Raw genomic sequence first — 14,796 nt, 5'->3', positions numbered from 1 at the left:
CGGGTTCGATGCCCGCCCCGACAACCGCGCTCAATAACCGGCGGCCAGCCCCGTATTGCGGCGCGGATCATTCGCGCCGTAGAACCGGTTGTTGCCCACCGGCTTCCCGTTCAGCGAAGGCGCGCCGACGATGATCGCCGCCAGGTGGTTCGCTGGATGCGGCGCACCCAGCTTGTGGCCCATGCCCTCGAGGATCCGGCGCGTGTCCGGCGACAGCGCGTAGGGCTCCACGTTCGTCAGGTCCGGCATCCACTGGTGGTGGAAGCGCGGTGCGTCCACCGCCTCCTGGACGTTCATGTCGTAGTCGATCGCGTTGATCATCGTCTGCAGCACCGCCGTGATGATGCGGCTGCCGCCCGGTGTGCCCACCACCATCACCGGCTTGCCGTCCTTGGTCACGATCGTCGGGCTCATCGAGGACAGCGGCCGCTTCCCCGGAGCGATCGCATTGGCTTCGCCCTGCACCAGGCCGTACATGTTGGGCACGCCCACCTTGGAGGTGAAGTCGTCCATCTCGTTGTTGAGCAGCACGCCGGTCTTCGCGGCGGTGACCTTGGCGCCGAACCAGTCGTTCAGCGTGTAGGTCACCGACACCGCGTTGCCCCACTTGTCGGCGATGGAGTAATGCGTGGTGTTGCTGCCCTCATGCGGCGGCACGCCCGGCTTGAGGTCCTGCGACACCCCGGCCTTGGCCGGATCGATCGCGGCGCGGATCTTGGCCGCGTAGTCCTTGTCCAGCAGCCGCTGCAGCGGGTTCTTCACGAAGTCCGGATCGCCGAGGGTGCTGTTGCGGTCGACGTAGGCATGCCGCATCGCCTCGATCTGGTAATGCACGCCCTGCGCCGAGCCCCAGCCCAGCTGCCGCAGCGGATAGCCCTCCAGGATGTTGAGCATCTCGCAGATGATCACGCCGCCCGAACTCGGCGGCGGCGCCGACACCACGTGGTAGCCGCGGTAGTCGCACTCGACCGGCGCCAGCTCGCGCGTGCGGTACTGGTCCAGGTCGGCCTGCGTCAGGATGCCCTTGCCGGCCTGGCTCGACTCGACCAGCGCCTTCGCCACCCAGCCCTTGTAGAAGCCGTCGGTGCCCTTGGCCGAGACCTCGCGCAGCGTCTTCGCCAGGTCCTTCTGCACCAGCTTGTCGCCGGGCTGGAAGGCCTTGCCCTTGTTCAGGAAGATCGCCGCGGACGCGGGATCGGCCTCGAAGTCCTTGGTCGCCGTCTGGAACATGTCGACGTCGCCCTGGTCCAGCGCGAAGCCGCGGTCCGCCAGCGCGACCGCCGGCGCGATCAGCGTCTGGCGCTTCATCGTCCCGTACTTCTCGCGCGCGTACTCGAGCCCCGACACCGTGCCCGGCACGCCCACCGCCAGGTGGCCGTGGGTGCTCAGGCCCTTCACGACGTTGCCGTCCTTGTCCAGGTACATGTTGGCCGTGGCGGCCAGCGGCGCCTTCTCGCGGAAGTCCAGGAAGGTCTTGCGACCGTCGGCGAGCTGGATGGTCATGAAGCCGCCGCCCCCCAGGTTGCCCGCGGCCGGGTACACCACCGCCAGCGCATACCCCACCGCCACCGCGGCGTCGACGGCATTGCCACCGTCCTTCAGCACGTCGACGCCGACGCGCGTGGCCAGGTGCTGCGCCGTCACCACCATCCCATTGGGCGCGGCCACCGGCGCGGCGGAGGCCGCATAAGACGGCGCGACCGGCGCGAACGCGAACGACGCGGTCGCCGCCGCGGCGCAGACAAGCAATCGGAAAGTCTTCATGAACCTGATTCCTCAACAGATGCGACCGCGCGATTCGACACCGGCCCCGGCATCGCCCGCAATCCCACGAGGCGTCAGGTCGTTACTGGAGAGGGTCTTTCAGCGCGTCGGGCACCGGCAGTGCGACGATGTCGATGCCTTCGTCCGCCAGTTCACGCGCCTCGTCGGGCGTGGCGCGACCGCGGATGCCGCGCTCCTGGGCCTCGCCGTAATGGATGCGGCGGGCCTCGGTGGCGAAGCGGTCGCCGACGTCCTCGGTGTTGGCCATCAGCGTGCGCACCGCCTGGATCACCTGCTTCTGCAGCTCGGCGGCGATCACCGGCGCGCCGGGCGGCAGCACCGGTGCGGTGGGCTCGGGGGATGGCGCCGCTGGCGCGCGCGACCGGGCCGGCGCCGGCTCGGCGGCGGAGAGGTTCAGCCGCGGGGCGCTCGGCATCTTGCGCACCTTGGCGCTGTTGCACAGCGGGCAGCTCAGCAGGCCGCGCTGCTGCTGCGATTCGAAGTCGTTGGCCGACGCGAACCAGCCTTCGAAGGAATGGCCTGTCTCGCAGGCCAGATTCAGGACCAGCATGATCGGCCGATGCTAGCGGCTCGCCGCCTCGGCCGCCGGCATCCAGTCCAAAGGCCATGCGCCGGCACGCCAGCGCTGCAGCCACAGCAGGCAGGTCAGGGTCTTGGCGTCGGTGACGCGGCCATCGAAGGCCATGCGGTCCAGCTCGTCCTCGCCCACGGCCAGCAGGTCGAGGAACTCCTCGTCGTCCAAGCGGCGCTCGCCGGCGACCAGCCCGCGCGCGAAGAAGACCTCGATGCGCTCGTCCGAATAGGCGATCGCGTTGTGCATCACGCCGGCGTAGGCCCACTCGCGCGCGGTGTAGCCGGTCTCCTCGACCAGCTCGCGCATCGCGCAGCGCAGCGGGGGTTCCAGCGGATCCAGCTTGCCGGCGGGGAACTCCAGCACCACGCGGCCCATCGGGTAGCGGTACTGGCGCTCGAGCAGCACGCGGCCGTCGTCCAGCAGCGGCACGATCACGGCGGCGCCGGGATGGCGGATGTACTCGCGCGTCGCTTCGCGGCCGTTGGGCAGCGCGATGCGGTCGCGCTTGGCATGAAGGAAGTTGCCCCGCAGGATCCAGTCGGAACTCAGCGGGGTCTCGCGCAGATGGGGATCGGCGTCGGCCGCCGGGGGAATGCCGACCACGCCGTCGGCATCGGGTCGAAGGGCCTCAGGCAGCTTCTTCGTCATCGAACTCTCGCACCTTGGACCGCGAACGGCGCAGATAGCGCCACACGAAGCCCGGGAATCCCAGCGTCACGAACAGCGCCAGCGCCGCCGCGTAGAACTCCCAGCCCTGCGGCGCGCGCTGACCCAGCCGGGCCTCCAGCCCGAAGCCGACGGCCAGCGTCGCCAGCGCCAGCAGGAAGAGTTCCAGCAGCCGCCAGCCGGCGGCCTTGGGATCGCGGCGCGGCCCGACGAGCAGGATGCGCGAACTGAGGTAAGGCAGGTTGGCCGCGACCAGCGCGACCACCAGCACCACCCACACCGAAGCGCCCTGCTCCATCCCGGGTCCGCTCAGCGCGCGCTCAGTGCGCCAGCGCGCGGGTCACGGCCTGGCCGCACAGCGCCAGCAGGCCGCCGGGCAGCAGGCCGAAGGCCAGCACCGCGATGCCGTTGAGCGACATCACCAGGCGCGCGTCGGCCGGGGCGTTCAGCGGGGCGTGGTCGGTCGGTTCATCGAAGAACATGACCTTCACGACACGCAGGTAGTAGAACGCGCCGATCAGCGACAGCACCACCGCCACCACCGCCAGCCACAGGTAGAGCGACTGGCCGGTCGTGACCATCGCCTGCAGCACGGCCAGCTTGCCGTAGAAGCCCACCGTCGGCGGAATGCCGGTCAGCGAGAACATGTAGATCGCCATCACCAGCGCATACCAGGGGCTGCGCTTGAACAGGCCGGCCAGGTCGCTGATCTGCTCGGACTCGAAGCCCTGGCGCGCCAACAGCATGATCAGGCCGAAGCTGCCCAGCGTCGTGAGCACGTAGGTGATCGCGTAGAACATCGCCGAGCTGTAGGCGTTCAGCGCATGGTTGTCCGGCTGGCCGTTCACCACGCCCGAGGCCAGGCCCAGCACGACGAAGCCCATCTGCGAGATCGTCGAGTACGCCAGCATCCGCTTCAGGTTGCTCTGCGCGATCGCGGCCAGGTTGCCCACCACCAGCGAGGCCACCGCCATCACCAGCAGCATCTGCTGCCAGTCCGTGGCCAGCGGCAGCATGCCTTCCACCAGCAGGCGCAGCGCGATGCCCAGCGCGGCCAGCTTGGGCGCGCCGCCGATCAGCAGCGTCGCGGCGGTCGGCGCGCCCTGGTAGACGTCCGGCACCCACATGTGGAACGGCGCGGCGCCCAGCTTGAAGCCCAGGCCGGCGACGACGAACACCACGCCCAGCACCAGCACGCCCTTGTTGACCGTGCCGCTGGAGATCACCTCGAACACGCGCGGGATCGACAGCGAGCCGGTGGCGCCGTACATCATCGACAGGCCGTACAGCAGGAAGCCCGAGGCCAGCGCGCCCAGCACGAAGTACTTCATCGCGGCTTCGGTCGAGATGGTGTGGTCGCGGCGCAGCGCGGTCAGCGCGTACAGCGACAGGCTCATCAGCTCCAGGCCGAGGTAGATCGACAGGAAGTTGTTGGACGCCACCATCACGTTCACGCCCAGCAGCGCCAGCAGGCTCAGGGTGAACAGCTCGCCCTTGAGCATCTCGCGCGACTCGGCGTAGGGACGCGCATAGACCAGCGTGATGATCAGCGCCAGCGCACTGACGCCGCTGAGCAGGTGGCTCAGCGGATCGACGACCAGCAGGCCCTGCATCGCCTCGGCCGGCGCGTTGCCCATCGCGGCGAAGTGCATCGCGCCCACCACCGCCAGGCTCAGCTGCGTCAGCCAGTAGGTCGGCGTGCGGCGCGGGTCGGTGACGAACAGGTCCACCAGCGCGACCACGCAGGCCAGCACCAGCAGCAGGATTTCGGGATAGACCGCGACCCAGTTCATGTCATTCATTGTGTTGGGCCCTTATTGGAGCTTGGACACCGCGACGTGCTTGAGCAGCGCGTCGACGGATGGGTGCATCACGTCGGTGAACGGCTTCGGATACACGCCCATGTAGAGCGTCGCGATCGCCAGCACGCCCAGCATCAGGAACTCGCGGCCGTTGATGTCGGTCAGGTTGCGGACGTTGTCGTTGGTCACAGCGCCGAAGTAGACGCGCTTGATCATCCACAGCGTGTAGGCCGCGCCGAAGATCAGCGCCGTGGCCGCCAGCAGGCCGATCCAGAAGTTGTGCTGCACCGAGCCCAGGATCACCATCCACTCGCCCACGAAGCCCGCGGTCGCCGGCAGGCCGCAGTTGGCCATGCCGAAGAACACCGCCAGCGCCGCGAACTTGGGCATCGTGTTGACGACGCCGCCGTAGTCGGCGATCTCACGCGAATGCACGCGGTCGTAGAGCACGCCGATGCACAGGAACATCGCGCCCGAGACGAAGCCGTGCGAGATCATCTGCACCAGGCCGCCGGAGATGCCCAGCTCGTTGAAGATGAAGAAGCCCAGGGTCACGAAGCCCATGTGGGCGACCGACGAATAGGCCACCAGCTTCTTCATGTCGCGCTGGACCATGGCCACCAGGCCGATGTAGATCACCGCGATCAGCGACAGGCCGATGATGAACCAGTCGTAGTGACGGGCCGCGTCAGGCGCGATCGGCAGCGAGAAGCGCAGGAAGCCGTAGGCGCCCAGCTTCAGCATGATGGCCGCCAGCACCACCGAGCCGCCGGTCGGCGCCTCCACGTGCGCGTCCGGCAACCACGTGTGCACCGGCCACATCGGCACCTTCACCGCGAAGGCCGCGAAGAAGGCGAAGAACAGCAGCGACTGCGCCGACATCGGCAGCGGCAGCTTGTGCCAGTCCAGGATCTCGAAGCTGCCCGACTGGCTGTACAGGTAGAGCAGCGCGATCAGCATCAGCAGCGAGCCGGCCAGCGTGTACAGGAAGAACTTGAAGGCCGCGTACACGCGCCGAGGTCCGCCCCAGACGCCGATGATGATGTACATCGGGATCAGCGTGGCCTCGAAGAACACGTAGAACAGCATGCCGTCCAGCGCGCAGAACACGCCGATCATCAGGCCCGACAGGATCAGGAAGGCGCCCATGTACTGGTGCACCCGCGTCTCGATCACTTCCCAGGCCGCGATCACCACGATGATCGAGATGAAGGCCGTCAGCGGCACGAACCACATCGAGATGCCATCCACGCCCAGGTGGTAGTGGATGTTGAAGCGCTCGATCCAGGACGCGTTCTCGACGAACTGCATCGCCGCCGTCGAGGTGTCGAAGCCCGAGATCAGCGGCAGCGTCACCAGGAAGGAGGCGACCGACGCGACCAGCGCCATCCAGCGCACCGCGCCGGCGTTGTTGTCGCGTCCGAGCGCGAGCAGCAGGCCACCGCAGACGATGGGCAGCCAGATGGAGAGACTCAGCAACATTCTTATTCTCCGCCCGCGTCACAGACCCAACAGGGCCTTGAATTGGGGCCACATGGAAGGCCACAGCTGCCAGGTCATCAGACCCACGACACCCAGGATCATGACCAGCGCGTACCAGTACAGGTGGCCGGTCTGGATCAGGCGCACCAGGCCGGCGATGCCGCCCACCGTGCGCGCGGAGCCGTTGATCAGGACGCCGTCGATGACGCCCTGGTCGCCGGCCTTCCACAGGCCGGTGCCGAGGGCGCGGGCCGCGCGGGCCAGCACGTTCTCGTTGAACCAGTCCATGTAGTACTTGTTCTCGAGGATCGTCACGATCGGGCGGAAGGTGCGCGCGATCGCGGCCGGGATCGCCGGGCTGATCATGTAGAACCAGTAGGAGACGGCCACGCCGGCCACGGCCAGCCACAGCGGCAGCGTCTGCAGGCTGTGCAGCGCCATCGCGAAGGCGCCGTGGAACTCCTCGCCCAGCTCGTGCATCGCGTGGTGGAGCTCGTGGTTCACGACGATCGCGTCCTTGAAGAACTCGCCGTGCACCATCGGGCCGATCGTCAGGTAGCCGATCACCACCGACGGGATCGCCAGCAGAATCAGCGGCACCGTCACCACCCAGGGCGACTCGTGCGGCGTGTGGTCATGCCCGTGGCCGTGGTCGTCGTGGTGGTCGTGCTCGCCCGGGAAGGGCTTGTGGTGGAAGTGCTCCTTGCCGTGGAAGACCAGGAAGTACATCCGGAAGCTGTAGAAGGCCGTCACGAAGACACCGGCCACCACCGCGAAGTAGGCGAAGCCCGCGCCCGGCAGGTGCGAGGCATGGACCGCCTCGATGATCGAGTCCTTCGAGTAGAAGCCCGAGAAGAACGGCGTGCCGATCAGCGCCAGCGAGCCCAGCAGCGAGGTGATCCAGGTGATGGGCATGTACTTGCGCAGGCCGCCCATGTTGCGGATGTCCTGGTCATGGTGCATGCCGATGATCACCGAGCCCGCGCCCAGGAACAGCAGCGCCTTGAAGAACGCGTGCGTCATCAGGTGGAACACGGCGACCGAGTAGGCCGAAGCGCCCAGCGCCACCGTCATGTAGCCCAGCTGCGAGAGCGTGGAATACGCGACCACGCGCTTGATGTCGTTCTGGATGATGCCCAGGAAGCCCATGAACAGCGCGGTGATCGCGCCGATGATCATGACGAAGTTCAGCGCGGTGTCCGACAGCTCGAACAGCGGGCTGAAGCGCGACACCATGAAGATGCCGGCCGTCACCATGGTCGCCGCGTGGATCAGCGCCGAGATCGGGGTCGGGCCTTCCATCGAGTCCGGCAGCCAGACGTGCAGCGGGAACTGCGCCGACTTGCCCATCGCGCCGATGAACAGGCAGATGCAGGCCACGCTCAGCATCATCCAGGGCTCGCCGCCGAAGGGGTTGGCGAAGCCGATCTTGGCCAGCTCGGCCGACTTGGCGAAGGTCTCGGTGTAGTTCAGCGAGCCGCCGTAGGCCACCAGCAGGCCGATGCCCAGGATGAAGCCGAAGTCGCCGACCCGGTTCACCAGGAAGGCCTTCATGTTGGCGAAGATCGCCGTCGGCTTCGTGTACCAGAAGCCGATCAGCAGGTAGGACACCAGGCCCACCGCTTCCCAGCCGAAGAACAGCTGCAGCATGTTGTTGGACATCACCAGCATCAGCATGCTGAAGGTGAACAACGAGATGTAGCTGAAGAAGCGCTGGTAGCCGGGGTCTTCCTCCATGTAGCCGATGGTGTAGATGTGCACCATCAGCGAGACGAAGGTCACCACGCACATCATCATCGCGGACAGGCCGTCGATCATGAAGCCGACTTCCATCTTCAGGCCGCCCAGCACCATCCATTCGTAGACGGTCTGGTTGAAGCGCGCGCCGTCGAGCACCGCGCTCAGCGTCATCGCCGAGAGGATGAAGGCGATCAGCACGCCCAGGATGGTGACGACGTGGGCGCCGCGGCGGCCCACCTGCTTGCCGAACAGGCCCGCCACGATGGCGCCCGCCAGCGGGGCCAGCGGCACCGCCAGCAGCAGGTTCTGGGAGAGTGTTGCAGACATTGTTTTTCTCGCTTCCCTCGTCAGCCCTTGAGGGCGTCCAGCTCTTCCACGTCGATGCTGCTGCGGTTGCGGAACAGCACGACCAGGATCGCCAGGCCGATCGCCGACTCGGCGGCCGCCACGGTCAGGATGAAGAACACGAACACCTGGCCGGCCATGTCGCCCAGGTAGTGCGAGAACGCGACGAAGTTCATGTTGACCGCCAGCAGCATCAGCTCGATGGCCATCAGCAGCACGATCAGGTTCTTGCGGTTCAGGAAGATGCCGATCACCGACAGCGCGAACAGGAACGCGCCCAGGATCAGGAAGTGGTTCAGGCTCAGCGCACCCATCACGCGGCTCCTTCGTTCTTGTCAGCCGCCGCCACGGACGGGGCTTCGACGGTGGGGGCGACCTTCACGATGCGCAGGCGGTCGGCCTTCTTGACCTTGACCTGCTGCGAGGCGTCCTGGTGGCGCGAGTCCTTGCGGCCGCGCAGCGTCAGCGCGATCGCCGCGATGATCGCCACCAGCAGCAGCACGGCGGCGATCTGCAGCGGGAACAGGTAGTTGGTGTAGATCTCGATGCCCAGCAGCTTGGTGTTGCCGAACTGCGCCATGCCGGCGATCTCGGGCGCGTTCTCGACGCCACGGAAGCCGCCCATGAGCACGGCCGCGATCTCCAGCGCGATCAGCGCGCCGACGAGGCTGGCCACCGGCAGGTGCTTCCAGATGCTCTCGCGCACGGCGGTGGACTCGAAGTCCAGCATCATCACGACGAACAGGAACAGCACCATGACGGCGCCGATGTAGACCAGCACCAGCGTGATGGCCAGGAACTCGGCCTTCAGCAGCATCCACAGGCAGGAGGCACTGAAGAACGACAGGATCAGGAACAGGGCCGAGTGAACGGTGCTCTTGGCCGTGATGACACGGAACGCGGAGCCCAGCAGCACGGCCGAGAAGACGAAGAACAGCGCGGTAGTGATATCCATGCGATTTCCTGCAAGCAGGCCGCCGGCCGCGGCGCCCTCCCCTCGCTCGCGCGAGGGTCCGGGCAGCCGCTCGACCGGTCAGCGGTACTTGGCGTCGGCCTCCTTGCTGGCTGCGATCTGCGGCTCGTACCGGTCCCCCACCGCCAGGAGCATCTCCTTGGTGAAGTAGAGGTCGCCGCGCTTCTCGCCGTGGTATTCGAAGATGTCGGTCTCGACGATCGAGTCGACCGGGCAGCTCTCCTCGCAGAAGCCGCAGAAGATGCACTTGGTCAGGTCGATGTCGTAGCGCGTGGTGCGGCGCGAGCCGTCGGCACGGACGTCCGATTCGATCGTGATCGCCATGGCGGGGCACACGGCCTCGCACAGCTTGCAGGCGATGCAGCGCTCTTCCCCGTTCTCATACCGGCGCAGCGCGTGCAGGCCGCGGAAGCGAGGAGACAGCGGCGTCTTCTCTTCCGGGAACTGCACCGTGATGTTCTTCGAGAGGAAATGCCGGCCCGTCAGGGCCATGCCCTTCAGCAGCTCGGTGAGCATGAAGCTCTTGACTAGGTCCTTGATCACAGCAGATACCTCGGATTACTTCCAGATGTTGAACGGCGACTGGATCCACAGACCCACCACGACGAGCCACACCAGGGTGACCGGAATGAAGATCTTCCAGCCCAGACGCATGATCTGGTCATAGCGATAGCGCGGGAAGGTCGCGCGCACCCACAGGAAGCAGGTCACGACGAAGAAGGTCTTGGCGAACAGCCAGAACCAGTTCCAGAAGGCCATGGTCTGCTGGATGAAGGCCGGCGTATCCATGCCCAGCAGCGACCAGGAGATCGGCGCCGACCAGCCGCCCAGGAACATCAGCACCGCCAGGGCCGACACCAGGATCATGTTGGCGTACTCGGCCAGGAAGAACATCGCGAAGGACATGCCCGAGTACTCGATCATGTGACCGGCCACGATTTCCGATTCGCCTTCGACGACGTCGAACGGATGGCGGTTGGTCTCGGCCAGGCCGGAGATGAAGTACACGAGGAAGATCGGCAGCAGCGGCAGCCAGTTCCACGACAGGACATTCACGCCGTGCGACGCGAACCAGCCCTGCTCCTGGCTGGTGACGATGGCGCTGACGTTCATCGAGCCGGTGACCATCAGCACCACGACCAGGCAGAAGCCCATCGCGATCTCGTAGGACACCATCTGGGCCGAGGCGCGCAGCGCGCCCAGGAAGGCGTACTTCGAGTTGGAGGCCCAGCCCGCAATGATCACGCCGTAGACCTCCAGCGAGGTGATGGCCATCAGGAACAGCAGGCCGGCATTGACGTCGGCGATCGCCGCGCCGGGGCCGAAGGGCACGACGGCCCAGGCCGCCAGCGCCGGCATGATGGTCATGATCGGGCCGAGGAAGAACAGGCCCTTGTTGGCGGCGCTCGGGACGATGATCTCCTTGAAGATCAGCTTCACGGCGTCGGCGATCGGCGTCAGCAGGCCCATCGGACCGACCCGGTTCGGGCCCGGACGGATCTGCGACCAGCCGATGGCCTTGCGTTCCCACAGCGTCAGGTAGGCGACGCAGCCCAGCAGCGGCAGCAGCACGGCGATGATCTTGAGCAGGCTCCAGACCACCGGCCAGACCATGCCCAGCATCGAGGCGCCGGCGTTGTAGAAGTTTTCCATGGTCGTCTCGTCCTCAGGCCTTGGTCACGGCGATCGCGCCGGTGAACGCGCCCAGCGCGGCGGTCTCGGGGATGCCGGCGGGAATGCGCACCACGTTCGCGGGCAGCGACGCGTCCAGCTGCGCGGACAGCACGGCCTCGCCGCCGTCCTGCGACACGCGCACCTGCGCGCCCTTCTCATTCAGGCCGAGGCTGGTCCACAGCGCCTGCGGCAGCGAGGCGACGGCCGCGTCACGGCCGTCGCGGGTCAGCTGCAGCGAGGTGGCGCGGCGCACCAGCGCGTCCGTCGCGTAGATCGGCACCGTCGTCAGGCGCTCCAGGCCCTGCACCGGGGCGGCCGCGGCGGACTGCGCCGACACGCCGTTGGACAGGCGGTTCGTCAGGTCCAGCTCGGAGCCCAGCGCCGCGGCGCGGACCTGCTCGGAGCTGTCGAACTCGAAGCCCTGCAGGCCCAGCAGGTTGCCCAGCACGCGCAGGATCTTCCAGCCCGGACGGGTCTCGCCGCGAGCCTTGGCCACGCCGACGAAGCTCTGCAGGCGACCTTCCGCGTTGACGAAGCTGCCCGAGGTCTCGGTGAACGGGGCCGTGGGCAGCAGCACGTCGGCGAACTCGACCACCGGACCGGTCTTGAACGGGCTCAGCACGACGACCATCTCGGCCGCGTTGACGGCCTTGGCGGCGGCGGCGGCGTTGGGGCCATCCAGCACCGGGTCGGTGTTCAGCAGCAGCAGCGCCTTGGCCGGCTGGTCGTTCAGCAGCTGGGCCGCCGAACGGCCGCCCTGCCCCGGCTGGGCCTTGACCAACTGGGCGCCGACGGTGTTCGCCGCGGCCGACAGCACGCCGACGCTGGCACCGGTCTGCTCGCCGATCCAGTTCGCCAGCGACAGCAGCGTCGCGGCCTGCGGATGCTGGATCGCGGCATTGCCCAGCAGCACCGCCTTGCGCTCGCCCGACAGCAGCGCGTCGGCGATCGCCTTGGCGGCGTCCGTCGCCTGGCCCTGGCTCGCTTGCGCCGGAGCGCTGACGCCCTTGGCGGCACCGATTGCGGTGGCGACGTTGGCCAGTTCAGCGGCCCATGCCGACGGCGCAGCGACGAGCGTCGAAGCGACCGTCATCTTCCAGTCTTCGACCGAGCCCCCCAGCGCGACGATCTGCGCGCCGCGGCGGGCAGCCTGGCGCAGGCGCTGCGCGAACAGCGGATGGTCCTTGCGCAGCGACGAGCCGACGACGAAGGCACGATCCAGCGCCGACAGCGACGCGATCGAGGTGCCCAGCCACAAGGCCTTGCCCTCGCCCGCGCGCAGCGCCGGATCGACCACGCGCAGGCGCGTGTCGATGTTCTCGCTGCCCAGGCCGCGCACCAGCTGCGCCAGCAGGTGCAGCTCTTCGACGGTGCTGTGCTCCGAGCCCAGCGCCGCGATCGACGCGCCGCCCTTTTCGGTCTTGATCTGCTTCAGGCCGTTGGCGACGTACTCGAGCGCCGTGGTCCAGTCCACCGGCTTCCACTCGCCGCCCTGCTTGAGCATCGGCGTGGTCAGGCGCTCGTCGCTGTTCAGCGCCTCATACGAGAAGCGGTCGCGGTCGGCGATCCAGCACTCGTTGACGGCCTCGTTCTCCAGCGGGACGACGCGCAGCACTTCGTTGTTCTTGACCTGGACGATCAGGTTGGCGCCGGTCGAATCGTGCGGGCTGACGCTCTTGCGGCGCGACAGCTCCCAGGTGCGGGCGCTGTAGCGGAAGGGCTTGCTGGTCAGTGCGCCGACCGGGCAGATGTCGATCATGTTGCCCGACAGCTCCGAGTCCACGGTGCGGCCGACGAAGGTCTGGATCTCGCTGTGCTCGCCGCGGTGCGCCATGCCCAGCTCCATCACGCCGGAGATCTCCTGGCCGAAGCGCACGCAGCGCGTGCAGTGGATGCAGCGGCTCATCTCCTCCATCGAGATCAGCGGGCCCACGTTCTTGTGGAACACCACGCGCTTCTCTTCGGTGTAGCGCGAGGAGCCCGCGCCGTAACCGACGGCCAGATCCTGCAACTGGCATTCGCCGCCCTGGTCGCAGATCGGGCAGTCCAGCGGGTGATTGATCAGCAGGAACTCCATCACGCCCTGCTGGGCCTTGATGGCTTTCTCGCTCTTGGTGCGCACGATCATGCCCTGCGTGACCGGGGTCGCGCAGGCGGGCAGCGGCTTGGGCGCCTTCTCCACGTCGACCAGGCACATGCGGCAGTTGGCCGCGATGCTCAGCTTCTTGTGGTAGCAGAAGTGCGGGATGTACGTCCCGGCCTTCTCAGCGGCATGCATCACCATGCTGCCTTCGGGCACTTCGACCTTCTGGCCGTCGAGTTCGATTTCAACCATAGTTCTTCTCAGCGGCTCCGATCAGGCGTGCGCCGGCGACTTCGCCGTGGCGGACGGGGACGACGCGGCGGGCGCCTTGTTCTGCTGGGCCTGTTCGATCATCGCGATGAACTCGCCCTTGAAGTGCTTGAGCATCGCGCGCACCGGCATCGCGGCGGCATCGCCCAGCGCGCAGATGGTGCGGCCCTGGATGTTGTCGGCCACGGAGTTCAGCAGGTCGATGTCCTCGACGCGGCCCTTGCCGTGGGCGATGCGCTCGATCACGCGGTGCATCCAGCCCGTGCCCTCGCGGCAGGGGGTGCACTGGCCGCAGGACTCGTGCGCGTAGAAGTAGGACAGGCGCAGCAGGCTGTTGACCATGCAGCGGGTCTCGTCCATCACGATGACGGCGCCCGAGCCCAGCATCGAGCCGGCCTTGGCGATGGAGTCATAGTCCATCGTGCACTGCATCATGATGTCGGCCGGCAGCACCGGGGCCGACGAGCCGCCCGGGATCACCGCCTTGAGCTTGCGGCCGCCACGCATGCCGCCGGCGAGCTCGAGCAGCTTCTCGAACGAGGTGCCCAGCGGGATCTCGTAGTTGCCCGGACGCTCGACGTCGCCCGAGATCGAGAAGATCTTGGTGCCGCCGTTGTTGGGCTTGCCCACTTCGAGGTAGGCCTGCCCACCGTTGCGGATGATCCAGGGCACCGCGGCGAAGGTCTCGGTGTTGTTGATCGTGGTGGGCTTGCCGTACAGGCCGAACGAGGCCGGGAACGGCGGCTTGAAGCGCGGCTGGCCCTTCTTGCCTTCCAGCGATTCCAGCAGCGCGGTTTCCTCGCCGCAGATGTAGGCGCCGAAGCCGTGGTGCGCGTGCAGCTGGAAGCTGAAGTTGCTGCCCAGGATGTTGTCGCCCAGCAGGCCGGCCGCACGGGCCTCTTCCAGGGCCGCCTCGAAGCGCTCGTAGACCTCGAAGATCTCGCCGTGGATGTAGTTGTAGCCGACCTTGATGCCCATGGCATACGCCGCGATCGCCATCCCTTCGATGACGATGTGCGGGTTGTACATGAGGATGTCGCGGTCCTTGCAGGTGCCCGGCTCGCCTTCGTCGCTGTTGCAGACGAGGTACTTCGCGCCCGGGAATTGGCGCGGCATGAAGCTCCACTTCAGGCCGGTCGGGAAGCCGGCGCCGCCGCGGCCGCGCAGGCCCGAGGCCTTCACTTCGGCGATGACCTGGTCGGCGGTCATGCCCTGCCCTTCGCCCTGGGCCAGGATCTTGCGCAGCGCCTGGTAGCCGCCGCGCGCTTCATAGTCCTTCAGCGACCAGTTCTTGCCATCGAGGCCCGCGTAGATCTGCGGGGTGATGTTGCGGTCGTGGAAGCAGGTTTCCTTGCCGGTGGCCTGCCACTTCGAGAGGTCGATGTTCGCGATGTTGGTCATC

General features: G+C 67.2%; 13 protein-coding genes. All 13 read right to left on the bottom strand.

Annotated features, from left to right (window positions below):
- Positions 1-30: 30 nt before the first annotated feature.
- Positions 31-1,650, bottom strand: a complete 1,620-nt coding sequence (gene ggt / locus FHT37_RS04390; protein ID WP_255489572.1) for a gamma-glutamyltransferase — start codon at positions 1,648-1,650, stop codon at positions 31-33.
- Positions 1,651-1,846: 196 nt separating this feature from the next.
- Complete coding sequence (locus tag FHT37_RS04385) at positions 1,847-2,335, bottom strand: DUF1178 family protein (RefSeq protein WP_183479067.1); 489 nt, start codon at positions 2,333-2,335, stop codon at positions 1,847-1,849.
- A gap of 12 nt (positions 2,336-2,347) precedes the next feature.
- Positions 2,348-3,007, bottom strand: coding sequence for an NUDIX domain-containing protein (locus tag FHT37_RS04380; protein ID WP_091724291.1), 660 nt, complete (start codon positions 3,005-3,007; stop codon positions 2,348-2,350).
- Positions 2,988-3,323 (bottom strand): DUF2818 family protein, encoded by a 336-nt coding sequence (locus tag FHT37_RS04375; RefSeq protein ID WP_091724290.1) that lies wholly within the window; start codon positions 3,321-3,323, stop codon positions 2,988-2,990. Before FHT37_RS04375 ends, FHT37_RS04380 begins: the two co-directional genes overlap by 20 nt.
- A 22-nt stretch (positions 3,324-3,345) precedes the next feature.
- Positions 3,346-4,827: an NADH-quinone oxidoreductase subunit NuoN gene (nuoN, locus tag FHT37_RS04370; protein ID WP_147240855.1), complete on the bottom strand. Its 1,482-nt coding sequence runs from the start codon at positions 4,825-4,827 to the stop codon at positions 3,346-3,348.
- 12 nt (positions 4,828-4,839) lie between these two features.
- Positions 4,840-6,309 (bottom strand): NADH-quinone oxidoreductase subunit M, encoded by a 1,470-nt coding sequence (locus tag FHT37_RS04365; RefSeq protein ID WP_091724288.1) that lies wholly within the window; start codon positions 6,307-6,309, stop codon positions 4,840-4,842.
- Between the two features lie 18 nt (positions 6,310-6,327).
- Positions 6,328-8,376 carry an NADH-quinone oxidoreductase subunit L gene (nuoL, locus tag FHT37_RS04360; RefSeq protein WP_091724287.1) on the bottom strand — a complete coding sequence of 683 codons (2,049 nt, stop codon included), beginning with the start codon at positions 8,374-8,376 and terminating at the stop codon, positions 6,328-6,330.
- Positions 8,377-8,396: 20 nt separating this feature from the next.
- Positions 8,397-8,708 (bottom strand): NADH-quinone oxidoreductase subunit NuoK, encoded by a 312-nt coding sequence (gene nuoK, locus FHT37_RS04355; protein ID WP_067273420.1) that lies wholly within the window; start codon positions 8,706-8,708, stop codon positions 8,397-8,399.
- Positions 8,708-9,349 (bottom strand): NADH-quinone oxidoreductase subunit J, encoded by a 642-nt coding sequence (locus FHT37_RS04350; protein WP_183479065.1) that lies wholly within the window; start codon positions 9,347-9,349, stop codon positions 8,708-8,710. The genes nuoK and FHT37_RS04350 overlap by 1 nt, the downstream gene beginning before the upstream one ends.
- A gap of 78 nt (positions 9,350-9,427) precedes the next feature.
- Positions 9,428-9,910, bottom strand: a complete 483-nt coding sequence (nuoI, locus tag FHT37_RS04345) for an NADH-quinone oxidoreductase subunit NuoI (RefSeq protein WP_088407447.1) — start codon at positions 9,908-9,910, stop codon at positions 9,428-9,430.
- A 15-nt stretch (positions 9,911-9,925) separates the two neighbouring features.
- A complete protein-coding gene (gene nuoH, locus FHT37_RS04340) occupies positions 9,926-11,020 on the bottom strand; it encodes an NADH-quinone oxidoreductase subunit NuoH (protein WP_183479063.1) in 1,095 nt (364 codons plus the stop codon).
- 13 nt (positions 11,021-11,033) lie between these two features.
- On the bottom strand, positions 11,034-13,376 hold the full coding sequence (gene nuoG, locus FHT37_RS04335) for an NADH-quinone oxidoreductase subunit NuoG (protein WP_183479061.1): 2,343 nt from the start codon (positions 13,374-13,376) through the stop codon (positions 11,034-11,036).
- Between the two features lie 21 nt (positions 13,377-13,397).
- The gene (nuoF, locus tag FHT37_RS04330) at positions 13,398-14,795 is read right to left on the bottom strand and encodes an NADH-quinone oxidoreductase subunit NuoF (RefSeq protein ID WP_147241147.1); all 1,398 of its coding nucleotides are present in this window, start codon (positions 14,793-14,795) and stop codon (positions 13,398-13,400) included.
- Between the last annotated feature and the right edge of the window lies 1 nt (position 14,796).

Origin of the sequence: Mitsuaria sp. BK037 (assembly GCF_014193045.1) — a bacterium.
Taxonomy (GTDB): domain Bacteria; phylum Pseudomonadota; class Gammaproteobacteria; order Burkholderiales; family Burkholderiaceae_C; genus Roseateles.
Note: the sequence above shows the minus strand (reverse complement) of the source record. Positions and strands in the feature narration are given on the sequence as shown.

Bases quoted from the DNA above. Each gene is read 5' to 3' on its own strand.
- ggt (WP_255489572.1), bottom strand. From the start codon at position 1,650: ATGGTGGTGACGGCGCAGCACCTGGCCACGCGCGTCGGCGTCGACGTG.
- FHT37_RS04385 (WP_183479067.1), bottom strand. From the start codon at position 2,335: ATGCTGGTCCTGAATCTGGCCTGCGAGACAGGCCATTCCTTCGAAGGC.
- FHT37_RS04380 (WP_091724291.1), bottom strand. From the start codon at position 3,007: ATGACGAAGAAGCTGCCTGAGGCCCTTCGACCCGATGCCGACGGCGTG.
- FHT37_RS04375 (WP_091724290.1), bottom strand. From the start codon at position 3,323: ATGGAGCAGGGCGCTTCGGTGTGGGTGGTGCTGGTGGTCGCGCTGGTC.
- nuoN (WP_147240855.1), bottom strand. From the start codon at position 4,827: ATGAATGACATGAACTGGGTCGCGGTCTATCCCGAAATCCTGCTGCTG.
- FHT37_RS04365 (WP_091724288.1), bottom strand. From the start codon at position 6,309: ATGTTGCTGAGTCTCTCCATCTGGCTGCCCATCGTCTGCGGTGGCCTG.
- nuoL (WP_091724287.1), bottom strand. From the start codon at position 8,376: ATGTCTGCAACACTCTCCCAGAACCTGCTGCTGGCGGTGCCGCTGGCC.
- nuoK (WP_067273420.1), bottom strand. From the start codon at position 8,708: ATGGGTGCGCTGAGCCTGAACCACTTCCTGATCCTGGGCGCGTTCCTG.
- FHT37_RS04350 (WP_183479065.1), bottom strand. From the start codon at position 9,349: ATGGATATCACTACCGCGCTGTTCTTCGTCTTCTCGGCCGTGCTGCTG.
- nuoH (WP_183479063.1), bottom strand. From the start codon at position 11,020: ATGGAAAACTTCTACAACGCCGGCGCCTCGATGCTGGGCATGGTCTGG.
- nuoG (WP_183479061.1), bottom strand. From the start codon at position 13,376: ATGGTTGAAATCGAACTCGACGGCCAGAAGGTCGAAGTGCCCGAAGGC.
- nuoF (WP_147241147.1), bottom strand. From the start codon at position 14,795: ATGACCAACATCGCGAACATCGACCTCTCGAAGTGGCAGGCCACCGGC.